A 20141-nucleotide genomic window follows, 5' to 3' on the forward strand; every position below is an offset into this window, starting at 1 on the left:
TAATTCTTTAATCGTTAGAAACCCCTGTTATGATCCCGTTCTCGACGGTAAGCCTCACGCTCTCCGAGCCCGCCTCGTCATAGAGGTCATCGATATCCGACAATACCTCGCCTATGACGGTCTCCATGGTCTTGAAATCATCCCCCGCGGAGAAATTATAACCGACCTGCCCCTCGCGTTGGTGGTTGATGGTAAGTACCTGCCTGCCCTCTCTCGTGACGGCGGCGTGAACGGAGCCAAGCCCCTTGCCGGGCTCGTACGTCCCGGAGTACCTTACCGTCTCCCCGCCGGGCAGGTTGCCTGTCACCTCCTTGGTGACCTTTGTCAAAATCGTTAGTTCCTTTCTCATGATCGTATGTTTTAAATGATGGTTCACTCGTTCTGGTAGCCGACGATGATGCCGCCGACCACTCTCAACCGTATTTTATCAAGGTCCACGTCCGTCCCGAAAGAGACCCCTTGGTGTCCCCGGCAGTAATAATCGCCGGATGACCACACGTTCCCGACGCTGCTTAGCGTGTCGCAATGGATATTCCCGTACCCGGAGGCCGTTATGGAGCCGCAGGATAACGCCCCGTCGATATAGACCTTTCCCCCGAATTGGGCGGCGTATCCGTTCGAGAAGCCGATTGTCGCCGCCCCGCCGATGATCAACGTGGTCCCGGGGGTCCCGGCCAAGGCGCTCCCTCCCCACACGAAATTTCCTATCTTGACGATATTCGAGGTGATGCTGTCAGCGTCTATCAGGCTGGCGTAGATCTTCCCGTTATTGTCGATGAGCACGCCGTTCAGGTCTATCTTGTTACCCTTGATCGTGACCGTGCTGGCCGTCTGGTTGATCATGGAGACCACCGTGTCCCCGTTATAGTCCGTGGTCGATACCTTTTGCGTGATGCTCCTCGCGTTCAGCTCTATCGAGGCGGAGAGATCGTTCCTGAGGCCGGAGAGCTCCGAGCTCGTGGCGTACAGGTACAGGCTGTCATTGATCCCATCTATCCGCAAGCCAAGGTTTGTGATGGTCTTGCTATTATTGTCCGTTTTTGAGACATAGGCGGACAAGGTGGTATTCGTGTTGTCAAGGACGACACCCATGTCCGTTACCGTACTCTTCAGGCTATCCATCCTTATGGCGTACATCCCGACACGCTCATCCGTCTGCTCCAGTCTGGTTGTCATCTCCACCCGGAAATCATCCAATGGCCGGCTCGTGAGCAGCAAGTTATAGATGAATATCTCCCCTGTATAGGAGATGGTAAAATCACCCGTCCCGTCCCATTCCCCGATAAACTCCTCCTGCGCGAAAGCTTCGGTGGCTGTCATCACCTTGGTCTCGTACAGGTCCTGCCCGGGAAAACCTATGGTGAGCGTACCGGCCGTCTTGACCTTGCACATGAACGATATATAGAACGTGGGCCATTTCGTGGTCCCGTCCGGCATCTCCACCAATCCCTCCGGTTTGCGTGAGAGATTGGCGTTCAATTGCCTGATCGTGGAGTTCTTGATGCAGAGGGCGAGCCTGTTCAACACCCGCACGATACCGGTGATCCGGTCTTTCTCCGAGTAAAGGGAGTCGTTCACCGGGATATAACGCTCGCTGATAGTGAATAGAGACACGTCATTGCCCGGTTCCCATCCGACGATATCCTCCGAGAAAGACGAGTTGGTGAGATAGTTGTCCTTCTCCGCTATCTCGTGCCGGATGGATGACATCTCGCTAGAGAATTTTCCGTTCATGACCTGGAATAAGGTACTTACGTCCTCTCCCGTGTCAGAGAGGATGAACTTACCCCTTGCGTATAGGTTCGCCACGTATGCTCCGTCACCGTCCAATCTTCCGAAATAAGGAGTGACAAGACCGTTCAGGTTCCCGATACGCACTTTCACGCAATTCTCCGGGTCGGTCTTCATGCCACGAATCACGTCAAGGTAAGGCGTACCGAACTCGTCAATGGTCGTTATCTTGATTAAGCCGCTGCGAGTGGAGTTATCCGGATTATCCACACGACACAATGTATCCCTCTTGGTTATCTGGGAGAGATCGCCCACGAAGTTCTCGAACGTCAACCAATCAAGGCGGTTCTCGCCGTCGTAAAGATTGCCTACCCCAACCGATACGACCTTCAGCTCGTATTGTTTCACCATCTGGTAGTTGTTCTCCAGGGTGGGATCGCCTTGGAACTGTTGCACCATGAGGATATCACCCTTTCGGAACGGGTTGTACAAACGCCCCCCGTCCGTGTCGAGGTAGATCCTGCCCGAGTTGGTGTCGTAATGGTCCACCTCCATCATCCCGGAGAAGATGCGGTTGTCGTTCTCTCCCAGGAGCTGGGACACGATGAACTCGTAGACCCGTAACGTTCCCCGCACGGCGATATCGTCGATCTCCAGCTTGTATCTCGTCTCGTTTATCCCGGCGGCGTTGGTCCGGATATACGGTGCGAGCATCCAGCCCGTCCCGTTAGGGAACCCCGAGGCGAACATGGGCGAGGACAGGGAACCGGCGAACATCGAGTCATTCTTCACCCTAAGGTCCTTCAGCCACATCGTGCCGTCGGCGAACAGGCGGAACCCGTTCTCATGGCCGAAGCCGCCCGCGTCACGGTCTGAGTAGATGGAGGAGTCAAGGCCGGCAAGGATGATGTCCTTCTCGAACGTGATGTTGCCCGCCGCCGCATCGTCGATGTCCTTGCGTAGGTAACGGTCATCGAGGGCGGATATGGGTTTCAGTATCTCTTTCAAGGTTCTCAGGGCCGTGAACCCGTTCTCGTCGGATGGTTCCGTCAGGTCATCCAATTTTATATGGTAAAGGCCGTCACCGGTTCCCCCAGACCCGCCAGCCTCGTTGACGATGGCCCTCCATGTGTCCCCGAGCTCTTTTATGATACTGTTCCTTATGGTATCATGTATCGAGCCAAAAGTCGCTACGGAAGCCTTGGGGTTATGCGGATCAAAGGCCGGGAATAATACCCCCTCGCCAAGCTCTTGCCGTGGGAGCTCAGCTAAGCGAGGGGGAAAAATAAAATCCGGCGAGGAGAGGTTTGGAACCGTTAGATTATCCGGAAGCTCTTTCTCGTTACGGATAAGGTTCAGGTATCTCGAGATCTCCGAGAGTCGGTACGTGAACGTATAGGAGCTCGGGAGATCGTTGGAGGTGTAGGTGGCGTCGCTCTCGGTGACGATTATTCTCCGGATCATGGACGCCTCGTATATATACTTGGCCCGGCTGGGGAAAAAATCCAGCAACCAACGGCGGGAGTAATCATCGAGGAATCCCGTGTTCTTAACGAACTTACGATCGGTCTCCACGTCATACTCGGACAGGTTCTCGTCCAGTTCCGCTATCAGGTGGCCATGCTCCGCCTGCAGACGGTTCACCCCATGGGCACGGAAGGTGTCCATACCGCCCAGACTGTTCTCGAAAAGGAACCATTGCTCGTCCTCGGAATGGATATCCGTGAATTTATAGAATTGCGATACGCTCAGTCTCGCTCCGCCGGCCTCGGCGTAAACCTCGAGATAGCTGGGGTACTTGTTCCCGAATAGCTTGGCTACGATCGCGTATTGGAGATTGAGTGTCACGCACTCGCCGGCGGTCATTCCCTTCAAGGAGGTCGTGCTCGACGAGTTGTCCGGGAACGTGGCCTTGGCCTTTACCGTGCAGTCCGATATGGCGTAGTAGGTCAACCACTCCGGTGAGTAATAGGTCACCTCCTTGACCTTTGGCTGCCACGTGAGGAAGTGGGACTTCAACCAGTTTCCCGGCGTGTCCGCCAGATCCGCTATCCCGCACCGGATCGCCCGGAACGAGTGGGAGGTCCCGTCTATCGTGGCCGTGAAATCTGCGAATATGGTATTTTGGGAATAGATCTCTTGGGCCGTGTCCAAAGTATAGCTCAATTGGCTTTCCACCACCTCTCTCACGTCGATCGTGACCATCTTGTCCGGCCCGGGCTCGTAGCTTTGCTCGAGCAAGGTGGCCGTTCCTTTCTTCAAGATGAAAGAGACGGCCTCTTTTGCCCCCAATACAAATTTCCTCATGTTCCCGGACAGGCTCAGAGCGTCTGGTTTGTCTATGATCGTTGCCATTTGCGATTATTTTACCCCCAAAAGTATGGCTGTCGGATGGTCCGATAAAGGACAGTTACCGGGTCACGGGCTCGAGCCACACGGTCAGGGTACCGTCCTCCGGATCGGTCGGCCCGGATGCGGAGCCACGGCTATAGAATTGCACGGGATAAGTGGCTTGATGGTATTTCCCGCCCTGCACGTATTGGTATGCGCTGGGCGGGGCGTAGTATATGGTCACGGGTTCCTCCTTGAACACCCATCTCCTTTTCACGCTGTCGCTGGCGTTGGACCGGGAGTAGTTGACCTTCCATTTATACTTGGATACATGGGAGGCGAACCGCTCCGTCTCGGTCATGGCCGTGGATACCGGCTCGTAAAGCCTCGTGGTAAGGAACGTGGATTCCAAGGGTTCCCGGGAACCCGGGCTATATTGTATGGTGGAGGGAAGCAGCTCCTGTCCCTCGATCGTCACTTTCCTGTACTCGGAGAGCGATACCTTTTGGATGTCACTGAGAAGCATGCTCGCTTTTATCTCGAGCAGAGAGTTCCGGAGCAGGGAATCGTAATTTCGCCAGAACCGTTCGAAAAGCCCGTCCGGGCCGTGGTAGGCGAGCGTATAGTTCCAGAGCTTGTTTCCCTCGGCGTCATGATTGAGGATCGTCCCGTAGTCCAGTTTCCCGGCATGGAATACGAATGCCGGCATGGGTTTCAACTCCTCGTTATCCTCCGCCTCGCCCGCTACCTCAGACGTGGAGTCATTCACGGAATCCATGATGATGGAGGAGTTCAACGATCTTCCGGTCCCTATATAAATCCCGAGATGCGGGATGGCCCCGGCTCCTCCGCTGCCAAAAGTAGGTGTATAGACCATCGCCGGTAGCACGTCCGGGGATTCCTTGCTCTCCGTCTCCAGTGTCCCGCCGGCGTAATAATCCATCGTGACCAGACCGATCCGTTGCGTGACCGGCGTGATCCCCTTGTAACCTCTCCGGACAAACTCACCCGATATCTGGTTATACTCCACGTCCGGGTATTTCTTTAATAGGTCTACCAAGGTACTGAACTCCTCGTTCTCGTTCCCCGTGGCTCTTCCCGTCGTTGGCATCGGGCGCTCGCTGTCCTGTTTCTCTTCCGGTGGAGTGAGCCGGTCACAGGTAAGCTTTAACTGCTTGAAGCTCGAGGGATGGTTGACGGTATATTTACCGGCTACGCAATCCGTGAGGTCGCAGGAGGGTGTCTCGTTCAGGTTCTCATCGAATAGCACGATACGGATGGTCTTGCGGGTCTCGTCCGGGATGAACTCGCAGCAGAATTTATACCGGTATACGTCCAGTATCGTCTTGATCATGCAGTCCGGGACGATCTGGGAGTATCGGATCTCGCCCTTTACGATCGTATCGATCGTGTTGTTCAAAAAAACCATGTCCTTGAATGGGGTGGTGCGGGAAAAGAAGGAGTCCTCCAAGGTGTAGCCAAGATAGGCGAATATCTCCTCCAATAGATGCAATCCACGGATGAAGGGGGATATGTAGAATCCCGGAGCCAACCGGATCGTTTTCTCATCGACTACCTCCGTCCGCTCCACGTCGTTGTAAAGACGGGGATATCCGTCCGGTCCCGGATCACCGGTGGCGTTTAAAGAACCGGACTCTAGGATGGCCGGGAACAAGGCGAATCGGTCGTCATGTGTAATGAACAGGTTCCGGCAGAAGGATATCGCCTTGCTGACAGACGCGAACTTGAGAACCTTGTCCTCAAAGATCGTGGATAACGGTACATCCTTGATCTTCTCGTAGAACGCTCCGGTATTCAAGTAAAAACTGGTCTCGATCCCGCTCTTCCGGTTCGCCGACAGGATGGCTTGACGGCAGGGGATGGAGAATACCCCGTGCTGGATCATGGCGTTGATCCGCTGCGAGGCCTTGCTGATCCCGGCCATGTTATCCGGATAGATGAGTAGTTCCCTATTCTTGTCCGTGGGAGGGAGTGTTACCGGTAAGCTCTGCTCTCCGTAATCGTTAAAGAACGGGTTCATCCGGGATAAGGTCAATTGGATGTCTCCTAGGTCGTAAGCCTTGCCGGATTCGTGAATGATGTCCATCTTATTTGCCTCCTATCTTTTTGGATTTGTCCAATGTCTTCTGGGCGGCCTCGATATCGCTGTATACGACATAAGCCCTCATGCCTTTTGCTCTTAGTTCGGAAAATAGCATAAGTAGCTGTGTGAGTACTTTGAGTAATTCCGGATTATTACTTGAAACCATTACATTTTCTTCATCCGAGCGTCCATTGTATCCACCGTTGGCGAATCCGTTGACGGGAAGAGGATTTGTGCTTGTTCTTTGTCTTCGGATGGCATCCAAGGCTAGGATATGGTTCATGGAAATCGGATCTTGTAATTGCCATGCCGGTGTAACGTATTCTTCTCGATGTACGGGACCAGCCACTTCAAGTATACCACCGTTGCCGGTGAATCCTCCGTTGTACCAACCGGTGGAGTCTGATACAACTCGTTGTCCGGTTTGCGGCGTAGTGTTGTCTTTAAGACCTGCGTTTGCGGTAGATGTACTAGGTTTCTTGATAAGGCCTTTCAAGGCACCGAAAGCGACGTTGATAAGTGCGATTTCGGCAGCGGCTTTTGCTAGTCCTAAGAATCCTAATTTAGATACATTGCGGATTGTGGTTTCTGCGATCGACATTGTTACAACTTGGCGAAGAGTATCTAATGTCAATAATAGAATGTTCCCCATAGCGTCAGCAAAACTTGTTTCAGAATCAACTAAAGATTCCCCAAGGATTTGGCCAGCTTGAGCGGAGAAGTCTAATAAGGTTTGTGCTCTTCGTTTGTCTGTTTCTTCTTGCTTTTTCGCTAATTCCTCTTGTTTCTCATTTTGTGTTTTAACGAAAGATTGCAAATCTTTATTTAGTCCGTTGTATAACTTCTCTTTTTGGACTTTACGGTCTTTATCGGCCTTGGCCTCTTTTTCCAAATTTTTGAGATATTCTTGATAGGATTTATCCATCAGTTTAATTCGGAAATCAAGGATCAGTTGTTCAATTTTCTTTCTTTCGTCACTGCCTATTTTATAGATAGCTAATTGTTTATTTAATTTTTCAAGCTCTAAAGCTTGAAGTTTTGTTTGATAATCATCATATAATCTTAGGCCCTCGGTATAATCTTGTGTCAATTTTAGTTTCTTGGTTGCGATATAACGATCAACCTCTTTCAGCTTTGCGTCTGTGATTTTTTTCTCTTGCTCCGCTGACAGTCCCGGGGTTATATCCGGTTTTTTTATTTTAGGGGCAATAACTTCTACTTCTGGCAACTCGTTTGCAGTTTTTTTAGGCAGAAGAGGAGAGTATTTCTGAGATATCTTATCGAGGTTGGATGCTAATTGGTAAGTTTGTGTCATATAGCTCTGTAAACTTCCCCAGAAATCCTTATCGACTTTACCTCTGGCCCCATAGTAGTAGTCAATGTAAGAGATGACATCATCATATGTTTTTGTCCATGAGCGTCCGTTCTTTATCCCTTCATCTGTTATACGTTTTACGTCTCGAAGCATAGCGTCGGTAACGAATTGTCCCAGATTTGATTTTTCCCTCATTTGATCCATCAAATCAATTTGTTTATTTAAGGCGGTGGTCGTTACATCCTCCTTCTCTTTCTGCATGGTTTTTAAAACTATGTTTTCATGCAACTTTTCATTAACTATTTCTAAAGCTTTTGCGATATCCTCGGTTGTACTTTGTTCTGTTAGTTGGTTTTCAAGATATTTTCCATATCGAGAATTGATCTCATCGATTAATTCTTTTCGTTGCGTTGTTCCGGCGTTGCTTCGTTGGAGAGCGTCAAATAGGGTATAGGCTTCTGCCTGTTCAGTGGCGATCTCCTTGTTCATCTCTTTTAAAGCCCGGGCACTCTTAGTTGAATTATCCCATATTTTATAAATACCTACAGCTAAAGCGGTGATTGCTACTCCAGCCGCAATAATTGGATTGAGTCCTAACGTCACTAAAAAACTACGCATGGCAATTGTCGCAGCTTTGATATTTCCTGTCAGTAGGGCTTTTGCCGCAGCTAGCGCATACTCGGAAGCTATGGAGGCACGGATAGCGATGGCGTTCGCTTTTTCTATCAATACAGCTTTTGAGGAGGCTTTACCTTTTAGTTCCGTCCAATATGTATTTAATTTTATGACCGCTGTATAAAGAGCTAGAGTTGAAGTTGAAAAAATAACTAATCCTGTATTCTTACTGATCCAGTCAGCCATCAGAACTAGTTTTTTAGTCCAGTTCACGGTTTGATTCATTACGCTGATAATGGATGGATTGATCTTCTCCATTAACTCAATGCCAAGATCGTTAAGTTTGTTTTTTGCTTGTTGCATTTTAGCCGTGGCAGATTGGCTTTTTATCGTGGCCTGCTCTAAAGCGACGGATGTGCCGGTTACGGCTTTCGTATAATATTCTACCTTATCCGCTTCATTGATAAGGACAGAGGCAACATTGTAACCTTCTTCCCCGAACATCTTTTTGATAGCGGTAGCGTCCATTTGTTTTTTGCGGAGATTTTCCAGAGCCGTATTTAGCCCGACTATTTTGGGGTTAGTCTCGTCAGCTCCTGTTTGCAGGGTAAGGAAAAACTTTTTGAGTCCGGTACCGGCGATCTCATCCTTGATACCTTTCTCACCTAAAGTTTCAATGGTTCCAACCAGTTGTTCGATCGGAATCTTTGCAGAAGCGGCTGCGACACCACTTGTCTTTATAGCTTTGGTCTGGCTCTCTACGGCTGCTGCACCGAATTTACTTCCGGCGGCAAGTACATTTACATATCGAGCGGCTTGATCAGCTCCATCCCCATATTGGTTTAATGCCAAGGTGACGGCATCTACCGCATCCGTAAGTTTCATGCCACTGGCAGAGGCGAGGATGAGCGTTTGCTCCGTCACTTCTGCTAAAGCCTCTTTATTTGCTAGCAATTCGGGTTTAGCGGAACCTACTAATTTATAAGCTTCCAGTATCTCATCAGCGGATTGGCGTATGCGGATACCTTCTTCGGTAACTGTAGTGGAAAGACGTTTTGCTTGATCTGTAAGCCACTCTATACTTTCATCATCTAGGCCTGTAAGAGCTTTTACATCGGCCTTGCTTTCTTCCAGTTTATTGCGGGCTTCACGGAATTTGTTGAAAGTAAGAGTAATACCCGTAATGGCTGCCACTGCGGTACCAATGATTCCCATATATTTATTTACGAAATCTGTGGCACGTCCCCAGACCGAGGCTTGGCAACCGATCTCTACACGCATCTCTTGTTGGGCTAGTGCGGTTTCTTTGGAGATGCGTTTCAGCATTTCTAGTTTAGTGTTATATTCAGCGGTACCACGAGTTACTTTTTTCAGCTCCGTTGAAATTTTATTCTTTGTCTTTATTAAGTCATTATAAGTAGCTCCACTTAGGTTCTTCAATACTCTTTCCGTATCAGCGACCTCTTGCTTATACTTTTGCATCTTCTGGGTTTGGGCAGTCAACTCACGTTCTATTTTCTTAGCCGCCTTACTATTGCCTTCTCCCGCTGCTCGGAGATCGAGTAGCTTTTTCTCCAGTTCCCCGATTTTCGTCTCTAACTCCGATGCGCTAGTCATTGCGTCGGAGTTATCCAGATATATCTTGATGCTCCTGTTTAAATCTCCTGCCATATCCTAATCTTTATCTATGAAAATTCGTGATGCGTCGATTTGCATATCGGCGGCGTAGTCCGCTACGATGTCTGCCAGTTTGGGAAGATTCTTTTCGATGATGGGATCGAACCAACGGATCGGGTGGCGGTTGCCGGTTCCCATCAGGTAGAAAGAATCCGGGTTGGTCTTTTTCAGTTTCCCGTATTTGTCCGTCCATTTAGAGCCGCCCCGGAAACCACCTTGGCCCCGTCCGGCTCCCCTATGGATATAGATACCTTCACGGGCGAAACTGAATCCCACTCGTTCGGTCTCTCCTTTACTTTTGTAAATTCTGGGTTCTAGGGAGTCCGATAGGAACTCATCTTTCTGGACAAGCAAGGCGATATTCCCTTTCAAGTCTTGGATTATGTAGCCCATCCATTCCTTTACCTCAGAATTAAATTGTCTCAATTTCTCCTTATCCTGCCTACGTTCATACCGGGCGATCCGGCTGGTTGACTCTAGCGAGATCTCGAAGGGTAATCCTTCCCTCGCTCCGATTAGGGAGTTCTTGCGTTTAGGCGTGCGCATCTGCTCGCTCAATCTTTTCATGACTCCCATATCATACCCACATTGATTGGTCGATAGAGAAGGGGATAGGCTTTCTTAGGTTGAAGCCTAACATCACCCCATAGAAATTATCTCCCATGGGACCTATGCCCCGAAAGGTCATGCTGTTTAGCTCTAGGAACTGAAGCCCGTTACGTTCCTCGTTCCAGTCGAGCATCATCCGGCAGACGATCTGCATGAGAAGATCCTTGCATTCCGCTTTCGCAAAGTGAATCCCGTCGATATTCCCGGCCTCGCATTGCTTTAATAGGGCGATAAAATATTGTGGGATATTTACGAGGTTGTCATTGTTAAGCCAAGAGAAATCCGAGTTAAGCCCGTCGATGGCGACTAATACATGATCCCGGATAGAGGAGATACGTTCTTCCAGATCAGAGATTTCCTCTACCTCGTCACTACGGAGGAAATGACATTCCCCGTCCGTATGACCGATAGCGGCTAGATGCCTAGCGATCCATTCCGAATACTCAAAGTGATTGTATATGTCCATAACATCCAATTTATAGACACAAAAAAAGCCCCCCGAAGGGAGCTTTTAAAGGACATATGAAAACTACTAATCACCTTTTATACCTACTGATATAATCAGTCAAGCGTTCAGCTTGCAATTTTGTTATCTTTGTAAATGAAATCTTCTTCTTAAGTGTCTCAAAACCAAATTCATCTATAAACTTACCAATTGAAACATTTAAAAACATAGAAGGCAAAGAAGACACACCTTCCATATCGATGGTAATCTTGTCCGAAGAATTCATATTCTCTCTGATTATATCATAGAGACTACTTCCTGCCATAGGAAAATCCTTTCCTTCCATCACGTCATAAAGTTTAATTGTACACATAGTATCCTCTTTTTATTTAGTTAAAAATCAAACTCGTCTAAAATTTCTTCTTCTTCCAAATTTCCTAAATATAATTCGAAATATATCAACGTCCCATTAAAATCAAAATCAATATTGTCAATTTTAACTTCATGCTTCTTTAATAAACGAGCTGTATTGCAAATTATTCTTACTGCATCAGCGCACGATAATATATTATCTAGGCCTTTTCCTTTATTATGAACCTTAGATCCAACTGTAAAATCAACCTCTATAGACTTTTTCAAAGCATCGCTATCTGATATTATAGTGGAATCAAAATTTCTGACAGATTTTGATATACCTTTCCCGAAATCACAAATAGCTACACGCAAGACTTCATCCTGTCCTTCATATTTAATAAATGAAAAAGCATTACCATTTGCATCAGCATGATCAAAAACATTATAAAATGCTTCTACTATGCTAAGCGAAATTATACTTAAGTCTTTACCTCTAAAGAAATTCTTTTTAAAATATTGTTCTACCTCTATTGCATATGCGTCTTTTTGATTCTCAACTATACGCCATAAATTAAATATATTATCACTTTCAGAATCCACATGATCTTTACTGTAATTCCAATACTCTCTAAATTTAAGATCTTCAAAAAACAGCTTCTCTATAGATTCATTTGATATCCGTATAGTATGTTCTTCTACATTAACTAAAAATTCAATCAAACATGCAATTGTAACAACATGAATAGGCTGAAATAATTCAGGAGACAATGTATCCTTAAAAACAAAAGTTATTTGTTTTTGATAATTTTCTTTTTTATATTCATTCCTGATAGTAGCGATTTGTCTCAGCCAATCCGCTCTTTTCAAAGAGTTAAAATATATGTTCGTATTATCCATGTTTTGAAGAACATTATTCATATATACAACAATTTTTATCTGCTGAATATTATCAGTTTCTATTTAAAAAAGCAAAATAAATAATAGCAAAACAATCAACACACCAGCTATAACCTTGCTTATATGGTTTTTGCTGTGACGCACTTCATTCAGAGCCGCACCGATCAGCATAACAAAACCTAATATAGCTACAAATGTCAGCATACTGCAAATATAATCATTCTTTTGGAAGAAGCAAGCGTAACAGCTCCTCCAATCTCATGGCGGCATGCATTCGTTCTTCTTTACTATATTGTCCGTTTACATCGGTAACGATGTCGAGTAGGCGCAGGGCTTCTTGGAGTTTCATTTCGGTTCCTCCTTTCCTTCAAACAAACATAATCTTTTTTTCAGAAAACTTAGAGCCGCAATAAGCGACAATGATTCTTTTTCAGAAAGTACACCCGGGGCATCATGCTCGCATGCAATGAAAGTGATAGCGCTGTCAATGGCCTTAACATCTTCTTCTAACCCACCTTTATCATTTTCCTGCCAATATCTGATCGCATCCAGCATTAGGTTTGATATACATATATCTTCCAGTCTAATCATTTGGGCCTCCTTTCTTCGCTGAGTTATAAACGAACCAAGCTACGATGACCAGTGGTAAGAACACTGGAGACAGCATAGCCAATAAAGCTACCGTGTACATTTTAGCCTCGTAAATGGATTTACAGGAGGCGATACCAAGAGGCAACAGGTTGTAGAACTTCTGGACGGTTGTCCAAGAAAAGAGATCATGTTCCCGGCTCCGGGAAGATGATACGGTTAATGAATTTGTTTTCATAACGTTGTGACTTTAGCGTATGGGCAGAAAAAAAGCGGCTGCCATTTCCACTCGCTAAAGTCACAACGTTACGTTCCCGAAGGTACGAAAATTGTAGGAAAGGCAACCGCCAATATTTTTATACAACAAAGTAAGGCATAAAAAAGCCCTGACTATCAAAAATATGTCCGAGCAATAACCGATGCTCAACGAGAACGACAAACGTTCGTGACTTTAGCTGATGCAAATATGGTAAAAGTTTTTGAGATGGCAATGCTAATTAAAAGAAATCTACCAATCTTCCTCCTCTGTTTTTAGCTGAGACACTCCATTGAATATGTTATTTTCAATCTGATATAGCCTATATAGCTGTTCTAGTAGGACTTGTGTTCTTACATTTATGTAATGGGCATCTGTTCGTTTACTTTTAGTAAGTCCTAGTCCATCGGAAACAAACGATGTTAAATAAAAATCCCTAGTCAAGTAAGTTTCTATAGGGGCTTCGGCTTCATTTAAATCTCCTTTCTCTACATAAATATCATATAAATCTATTTTGTACCTATTATCTCGTACTTGGATTTTCAATGTAAAATGTATCGGTACACTTCCTACATATTTACCCATTAACCCCATACTGAAAATTAAATAACCTTCAGTCATACCTTTGCAAACAAGGATACCTGTTTCTTTATCTTGCATTTGCAAAATATTTTTAGCACTAACGAAAACATCAACCAATGATTGATAGATATTGTCGTATAGTGTTCCTTTACCAAGCCCTTCAACTTGTCTGACGTAAGAAATAGTAAAACTTCCATCATCATTAAAAGGTACTGAAGACAATATTTCAATCATATCTTCCTTTTTTAATTTGGGTAACTTCTTATCTTCTATCTTCCTTTTTTCAAAGTTTGAATATTTTTGGTAGATAAATTCTTTAAATTCTTCTTGCGACATAGGATTTCTTACAATTTCGAAATCTTGTGCAAAAGCGTTTGTGCTAAGTAGTGTAACAAATAAGATACAGATTAGGTGTTTCATGTTTAATTTTGTATTGATTATTATGGATCGCAAGTAGGGAAAAGTTTTTGATATGGCAAAGAAACCAAGTATCTTTGTGGAAAAGAATTGCGATATGAATACAACAGATTACGATATCTATAAAATCAGACAAGAGCAGCTGTCGTTAAGCCGTCGTATCACTCGCATAGAAAATATGATACACGCAATCAGACCTACTCGATTAATCTACGTATTAGGTTTCCTATCGGGTTTCCTGCTAAACTATCTACTACGGCACCTGTTATAGCGGCCAAGACCCACCAAGCGAATTTAAACAAGGAGACCCAGCCGTTAGCCACGTCAAGTTTTAATTTTTTATCTTCCAGTTCTTCTTTATCTGCTGACTTTTGCAGATGTTTTTTCAATCCAATAGTAGCAATACTTTCTCCTTCATTGGTTAGTATCAGCCAATATTCATCCTTTCCCATATATTCGATCGCATGATACCGCTTCATCAGCGTCTCCTTCATATACTCATAATCCATCGTGTGATTATCATAGTCCGGAAGGCCATTATAAAATTGGTCTATATTACAGCGACCAGCATTTTGTTTCACCGTGGCAAGTATCTTATCCGCTATCTCGTATTGTTTTTCTGTAAACATTATCAAAAGAGAATAGCCTGTATTTCTGAGGGTGCATCCTCATACTTTACAGGCCATTAAAAAACCAATTGGCATATCTTTTCCGAAGGTCACCGCATGCACTCGGTTCTACTCGGTTTCTAATCTTTTCGTAAAGATGGGGAAAGTTTTTGGTAACACAATGCTTTCCACGTATTTTTGTGGAAAATGTTATTCCTATGAAATCAATAATCAATTATTTTCGCAAACGTAAAGAGGAACGTCTTCGTGAACGTTGTGTTAAGTATGCCATTAAAGCCCACGAAGGACGGGATAAAGGTTTTACTGTCAGCGATTCAGCCCAAGACATTGAATTGTATATAAAAGACGGTATGACATCCCAAGGAAAAAGGCATCAATAAGGTTTCTTATAAGGCAAAACAACAGGTAACTTGAACCTTATTCGGTTCGCCTCATTTCCATTGCTTCCTTCTTTGGTTGAAGCGCCTATACCTACTACACTGGCTAATACACCGATCTTTCCGCTATTTTCCTTTATTTCAGAGGTGCTGACTTGTAGATTGTAAGCCCTCGATATATTTGATATCTAATCTTTTTGTAAAGAAGATGAAATATTTTAAGAAAGTGAGATTTTATCCATTGAAGAATTTCTCATTTCCCAATAAATTATCTTTAGATATTTTAATATTGGGTGAGAAAATCATTAATTCTTTTCCTTTCCCAACTTTTGCGGCACTATAATTTAAGTCAAAGGGACGAGTCCGATAATGAGAATATAGTTTTGCGATAAAAGGGACAAAATCATAAGAAACAACCCATTTTTGATCTTGTATAGAGCTTATTTCATTGGCTATTTCTTGGTGATCGTTGTCTGTATAGTAATTCATATATAGACCTTTACCTTTTATGTAATAGGGTGGATCAAAATAAAATAATGTTTTTTCGTTAAGTTGGATCTTTAATTGTTTCACAAGTTCAACCGCATCTATACCATATAATTGAATTTGATTTACATATTGTGCGATACGTTGTATTCTACTGATTAGGGTTGGCTTGGTATAACGAGCGTCAATAAGAAAACGTCCTGTTTGTTCCATACCTCCAATTATTCCACCATTGAGTATCCCTGAGCGATTTGTTCGGTTTAAATAAAATGTGGAGAAACCTAACTCTAACAGATCTACATTTACTTTTTGTCGTTGAATTTCTTTTTGTCGTAGCCAATGCTCAATGTTGACAGGGGTGTCATTTATCAATCTGCATAAATCTTCAGTCTGGTATAACACGGAGTGCCAAAAAGCATATAAAGATCTATCTCTGTCGTTAATGATGATATGACTTGCAAGCCCATTGAATAGTAAAGACAAGGCAACAGACCCTCCTCCTACATAAGGTTCTACATAGGTACCTCCATCTAAATTATTGTCGATAAATAATTTAGAAAAGTAGTTTGCCACCTTGCCTTTACCACCGGGGTATCTTAATGGAGAATAAAATCGATCAGGCATCATCTTTTTCTATATTATTCCACAAAGTTACCATAAAATGCTGGAACAACCGAGAGAGATGGGAGAAATGACGCTAAAAGACTTTGTACCAATGTCGTTACGGTGTCAGATGAGGTCAAACCGAAAAAGCGGAAAATGCAAGGAAAAGCAGAATATAGCAGGAGAACGGTTTGCAAATCATTACCCAAGAAGATGTAAGATTTAATACATGTAGGACGCTATTGCACCGTTTGTCACCGTTTTGCGTAGCAAGGTTTAACTCGTTGATATTTAACTTTGCAAACAAAAAAACGAGTATGGCAAGAAGTACATTCAAAGTGCTGTTCTACGTGAACGGCAGCAAGGAGAAAAACGGTATTGTCCCCATCATGGGACGAGTGACAATCAACGGTTCTGTGGCGCAGTTCAGTTGCAAGCAGACCATCCCGAAAGCGCTTTGGGATGCGAAGGGCAACAGAGCCAAAGGCAAGAGTATTGAAGCGAGGGACATTAACCACGCTTTAGACAACATCAAGGCGCAAATCATCAAGCACTACCAGCGCATTTCAGACAGAGAGGCGTATGTTACGGCAGAAATGGTGCGCAATGCCTATCAAGGAATCGGCAGCGAGTATGAAACACTGCTTGGAGCGTTTGACAAGGACAACGCAACGTTTCAAAAGCGTGTGGGGACGGACCGTGTAAAAGGAACTTACATGGCAAGGGTTCGTGCAAGAAACCATGTGGCGGCATTCATCAAGGCTAACTACAAGCGAAGCGACCTGTCTATGCTTGAACTGACACCCGACTTCATCAAGGAGTTTGCCGTTTTCCTTTCCACCGACAGAGGATTGCAGAATGGCAGTATATGGACTAACTGCATGTGGCTGAAAGGTGTGGTCATGCGTGCGCACTTCAACGGACTAATACCGAGAAATCCGTTTGCGCAGTTCCATATAAGCCCTAACATAAAGGATCGTGAGTATCTGACGGAAGAAGAACTGAAAACATTGATGACACACGAATTTGCGGATGCCAAACTTTCCTACATCCGTGACATCTTTGTCTTTGCCAGCTTTACCGCACTGTCATTCGTGGATGTCAAGGGACTGACCACCGATGATATAGTGGAGGTGAACGGAGAGAAGTGGATATTATCCAAACGGCACAAGACCAAAGTCCCGTTCCAAGTGAAACTGCTTGACATCCCTTTGCAGATTATCAAGCGTTACGAGGAGTTCCAAACGGACAAGTCCGTTTTCCCGAATCTGAACTATTGGTCTATATGCAAGCCATTGAAAAAGATGATAAAAGAGTGCGGAATCACAAAGGACATCTCATTCCATTGTGCGAGGCATGGGTTCGCAACCCTTGCTCTAAGCAAAGGTATGCCGATTGAAAGCGTCAGCCGTGTGTTAGGACATACGAACATCGTTACAACCCAACTCTATGCGAAAATAACCACGCAGAAGATAGACCACGACCTTACAATGTTCGGTGACAAACTGAACCAATCTTTTGGGAACACAACAATGGCATAGGGCTATGGAAAGAAGTACCATCACAATAGACGAGTTCGGCAATGTTATTTTGCCAAATGACACAACCGATGTATGGATGAACGAATCCGAGTTGTTGGATTTGTTCGGTGTCACCGCCCCGACCGTTCGGGCAGGGATAAAGGCTCTTTGCAAAAGTGGCGCATTGAGGGAGTACGAGATAAAGCGTACCATACGCCTATCCGACAAGTGCAGCATGGAGTTTTACAACCTTGAAACGATAATTGCCCTCGCTTTCCACTTCGGCACATTCGGAGCAAAGCGGGTGCGCAATGCCATCATGAAAAGGCTGTACTTGCGAAAAAAGAAACAAACCATCTTCTTTTCGTTGGGCAATGCCGAAATAGTCAAGCCCAAATACCTCTCGTAGATTGGGATGAGAGACTGACGTAATGCAGTCATTAAATCTGTACGTCAGCACAACAATACGACAGATACTCTGATTTTTTCTCCCGAAAAGCGAAATCCGACCATTCGCATTTCGGGAGTTTTTTTGTCTTTCCAATCCGACTCCATTGACAAACCTTTGAAAGTTTTTGTTCCGAGGGGCTTTTTTCTATATTCTGCTGTATTTTGCGTAACAACCTATTCATTAAATGATTATACTTTTGTGGCTGGTATTTTTCAAACTTAAAACCATTTGATTATGTCAGCTAACAAACAACAAGACAGCCACAAGCCGCCATCAGATGGCAGCGTGGCAAAAGAAGAGTTCATCCGAGTGGGAACATCGCTCTACAAGATTGTGGAGCAGCCGAGACTGAACGGAGGGTATGTAAAGAAACGCATCGCGTGGAACAACGAGACCCTGCGCCAAGACTATGGCAAGGACTACATCGGCAGCGTTCCCAAGTATGACGGTTTCTGCACCGTACCCGAACACATCGGCTACCGCCCTGTGGTCGGTAAGTTCCTTAACCTCTATGAACCGATAGACCACCGACCAAAGGAGGGTGATTTCTCGCACATCCAATCATTGATACGGCACATCTTCGGAGAGCAATACGAGTTGGGGATGGACTATCTGCAACTGCTCTACCTGCAACCCATCCAAAAGTTGCCCATCCTGCTGTTGGTATCTGAAGAACGCAACACAGGCAAGAGTACGTTTCTCAACTTTCTGAAAGCCCTTTTTCAGAACAATGTCACGTTCAACACCAACGAGGATTTCCGCAGCCAGTTCAATTCCGATTGGGCAGGAAAGCTCCTCATCGTGGTGGATGAGGTGCTGCTCAACCGCAGGGAGGACAGCGAGAGGTTGAAGAACCTCAGTACAACCCTATCCTATAAGGTGGAAGCTAAAGGCAAAGACCGTGACGAGATAGCGTTCTTTGCCAAGTTCGTGCTATGCTCCAACAACGAGTATCTGCCCGTAATCATAGATGCAGGAGAAACACGCTATTGGGTACGCAAGATTGAACGCTTGCAGTCCGATGATACCGACTTTCTGCAAAAACTGAAAGCGGAGATACCCGCTTTTCTTCATTTCCTGCAACACAGACAGCTATCCTCCGAAAAGGAAAGCCGTATGTGGTTTGCCCCATCCTTGCTGCATACAGAAGCCTTACAGAAGATAATCCGCAGCAACCGCAACCGATTGGAGATAGAGATGCAAGAACTTATCCTTGACATCATGGATAGTGTTGGTACGGATACTTTCTCTTTCTGCTACAACGACCTTCTTCTTTTGCTGGTACACTCACAGGTAAAGGTGGAGAAGCACCAAGTCCGTAAGGTATTGCAGGAGTGCTGGAAATTAACTCCTGCACCGAATACGCTTACTTACAACACCTATCAAGTGGACTATACCCGAGAGTGCCGCTATTCTCCCATACGGAGGATAGGACGGTTTTATACCGTAACAAGAGAACAGTTGACAACACTCTGATTATTTTGATAAAATGATGAATAAGGATATAACTACACTGATATATAAAGGTTTGTACTCTCATCAAACATTCATCAAAAACATCTTACTGATGAAAAAAGGAAACAGGTCAGGCAGACCATACGCTATATGGCAAATGATGATTTTCTCTTTTGGTAAGTGCTTTGATGAAACTATGATGAGGATGTATAATATTGTTATCCAATAGTTTGTCATACACATTCATCAATTCATCGGTTTTACAATCATCATCAAACCATAGGAAAATTATGAACATACAGGAAGTAAAGAACATACGCATTGCAGACTATCTGCAAAGTTTGGGCTATACGCCCGTCAAACAACAAGGCAACAGCCTTTGGTACAAATCACCGTTGAGAGAAGAAAAGGATGCCTCTTTCAAGGTAAACACCGAGCTTAACAAGTGGTACGATTTCGGACTTGGCAAGGGCGGCAACATCATCGCATTGGCAGAGGAACTATACGCAACCGACTATGTGCCTTACTTGCTCAATAAGATAGCGGAGCGAGTACCGCACATCCGTCCCGTATCTTTCTTCTATGGAACACATGCATTGCCAATTTCTATATGTGTGCCTGTAATTCGTTCTAATTCACGTTTGTATCTTGTAATCCGTTTTTCGAGTAATACTTTCTCGTCTATACCTACTCTTTCCG

Annotated in this window: 20 protein-coding genes; 5 read left to right on the plus strand and 15 right to left on the minus strand. The window is 45.0% G+C overall.

Annotated features, from left to right (window positions below):
• Window positions 1-7 precede the first annotated feature (7 nt).
• From NBH07_RS12565 to NBH07_RS12625, 14 genes are all read right to left on the minus strand, one after another.
• On the minus strand, window positions 8-349 hold the full coding sequence (locus NBH07_RS12565; RefSeq protein WP_009018505.1) for a hypothetical protein: 342 nt from the start codon (window positions 347-349) through the stop codon (window positions 8-10).
• A 23-nt stretch (window positions 350-372) separates the two neighbouring features.
• The gene (locus NBH07_RS12570; RefSeq protein ID WP_156682805.1) at window positions 373-4086 is read right to left on the minus strand and encodes a hypothetical protein; all 3714 of its coding nucleotides are present in this window, start codon (window positions 4084-4086) and stop codon (window positions 373-375) included.
• 55 nt (window positions 4087-4141) lie between these two features.
• On the minus strand, window positions 4142-6169 hold the full coding sequence (locus NBH07_RS12575; RefSeq protein ID WP_250833519.1) for a hypothetical protein: 2028 nt from the start codon (window positions 6167-6169) through the stop codon (window positions 4142-4144).
• A 1-nt stretch (window position 6170) separates the two neighbouring features.
• Window positions 6171-9767 (minus strand): phage tail tape measure protein, encoded by a 3597-nt coding sequence (locus tag NBH07_RS12580; RefSeq protein ID WP_195318977.1) that lies wholly within the window; start codon window positions 9765-9767, stop codon window positions 6171-6173.
• A 3-nt stretch (window positions 9768-9770) separates the two neighbouring features.
• On the minus strand, window positions 9771-10340 hold the full coding sequence (locus NBH07_RS12585) for a hypothetical protein (RefSeq protein ID WP_229045725.1): 570 nt from the start codon (window positions 10338-10340) through the stop codon (window positions 9771-9773).
• A gap of 10 nt (window positions 10341-10350) precedes the next feature.
• Window positions 10351-10848 carry a hypothetical protein gene (locus tag NBH07_RS12590; protein ID WP_009018500.1) on the minus strand — a complete coding sequence of 166 codons (498 nt, stop codon included), beginning with the start codon at window positions 10846-10848 and terminating at the stop codon, window positions 10351-10353.
• 70 nt (window positions 10849-10918) lie between these two features.
• Window positions 10919-11200 (minus strand): STAS-like domain-containing protein, encoded by a 282-nt coding sequence (locus NBH07_RS12595; RefSeq protein WP_009018499.1) that lies wholly within the window; start codon window positions 11198-11200, stop codon window positions 10919-10921.
• Window positions 11201-11220: 20 nt separating this feature from the next.
• On the minus strand, window positions 11221-12099 hold the full coding sequence (locus NBH07_RS12600; RefSeq protein WP_009018498.1) for a hypothetical protein: 879 nt from the start codon (window positions 12097-12099) through the stop codon (window positions 11221-11223).
• 42 nt (window positions 12100-12141) lie between these two features.
• Window positions 12142-12282, minus strand: a complete 141-nt coding sequence (locus tag NBH07_RS12605) for a hypothetical protein (RefSeq protein WP_009018497.1) — start codon at window positions 12280-12282, stop codon at window positions 12142-12144.
• Window positions 12283-12295: 13 nt separating this feature from the next.
• The gene (locus NBH07_RS22475) at window positions 12296-12427 is read right to left on the minus strand and encodes a hypothetical protein (protein ID WP_009018496.1); all 132 of its coding nucleotides are present in this window, start codon (window positions 12425-12427) and stop codon (window positions 12296-12298) included.
• Complete coding sequence (locus NBH07_RS12610; protein WP_009018495.1) at window positions 12424-12669, minus strand: hypothetical protein; 246 nt, start codon at window positions 12667-12669, stop codon at window positions 12424-12426. Before NBH07_RS12610 ends, NBH07_RS22475 begins: the two co-directional genes overlap by 4 nt.
• Entirely contained in the window at window positions 12662-12904 is a 243-nt protein-coding gene (locus NBH07_RS12615; RefSeq protein WP_009018494.1) for a hypothetical protein, read from the minus strand. Before NBH07_RS12615 ends, NBH07_RS12610 begins: the two co-directional genes overlap by 8 nt.
• Before the next feature lie 270 nt (window positions 12905-13174).
• Complete coding sequence (locus NBH07_RS12620) at window positions 13175-13924, minus strand: DUF4468 domain-containing protein (protein ID WP_009018493.1); 750 nt, start codon at window positions 13922-13924, stop codon at window positions 13175-13177.
• 194 nt (window positions 13925-14118) lie between these two features.
• Entirely contained in the window at window positions 14119-14550 is a 432-nt protein-coding gene (locus NBH07_RS12625) for a hypothetical protein (RefSeq protein WP_009018491.1), read from the minus strand.
• Window positions 14551-14747: 197 nt separating this feature from the next.
• On the opposite strand from NBH07_RS12625, the gene NBH07_RS12630 reads away from it, so the two are divergent.
• On the plus strand, window positions 14748-14930 hold the full coding sequence (locus NBH07_RS12630; protein ID WP_039848997.1) for a hypothetical protein: 183 nt from the start codon (window positions 14748-14750) through the stop codon (window positions 14928-14930).
• A 231-nt stretch (window positions 14931-15161) separates the two neighbouring features.
• Here the strand turns inward: NBH07_RS12630 and NBH07_RS12635 are convergent, their stop codons facing one another.
• Window positions 15162-16037 (minus strand): DNA adenine methylase, encoded by an 876-nt coding sequence (locus NBH07_RS12635; RefSeq protein WP_009018489.1) that lies wholly within the window; start codon window positions 16035-16037, stop codon window positions 15162-15164.
• A 296-nt stretch (window positions 16038-16333) separates the two neighbouring features.
• On the opposite strand from NBH07_RS12635, the gene NBH07_RS12640 reads away from it, so the two are divergent.
• The 4 genes from NBH07_RS12640 to NBH07_RS12655 form a co-directional block, all read left to right on the plus strand.
• Entirely contained in the window at window positions 16334-17557 is a 1224-nt protein-coding gene (locus NBH07_RS12640) for a site-specific integrase (protein WP_117748429.1), read from the plus strand.
• Window positions 17558-17561: 4 nt separating this feature from the next.
• The gene (locus tag NBH07_RS12645) at window positions 17562-17945 is read left to right on the plus strand and encodes a virulence RhuM family protein (RefSeq protein ID WP_117462103.1); all 384 of its coding nucleotides are present in this window, start codon (window positions 17562-17564) and stop codon (window positions 17943-17945) included.
• 276 nt (window positions 17946-18221) lie between these two features.
• Window positions 18222-19463 (plus strand): primase-helicase family protein, encoded by a 1242-nt coding sequence (locus tag NBH07_RS12650; protein ID WP_117748428.1) that lies wholly within the window; start codon window positions 18222-18224, stop codon window positions 19461-19463.
• Window positions 19464-19732: 269 nt separating this feature from the next.
• Window positions 19733-20141, plus strand: a 409-nt coding sequence (locus tag NBH07_RS12655; RefSeq protein ID WP_250833520.1) for a CHC2 zinc finger domain-containing protein, incomplete at its 3' end; no start/stop codon positions are given.

This window comes from Parabacteroides sp. B2-S-102, from assembly GCF_023656665.1.
GTDB lineage: Bacteria > Bacteroidota > Bacteroidia > Bacteroidales > Tannerellaceae > Parabacteroides > Parabacteroides distasonis.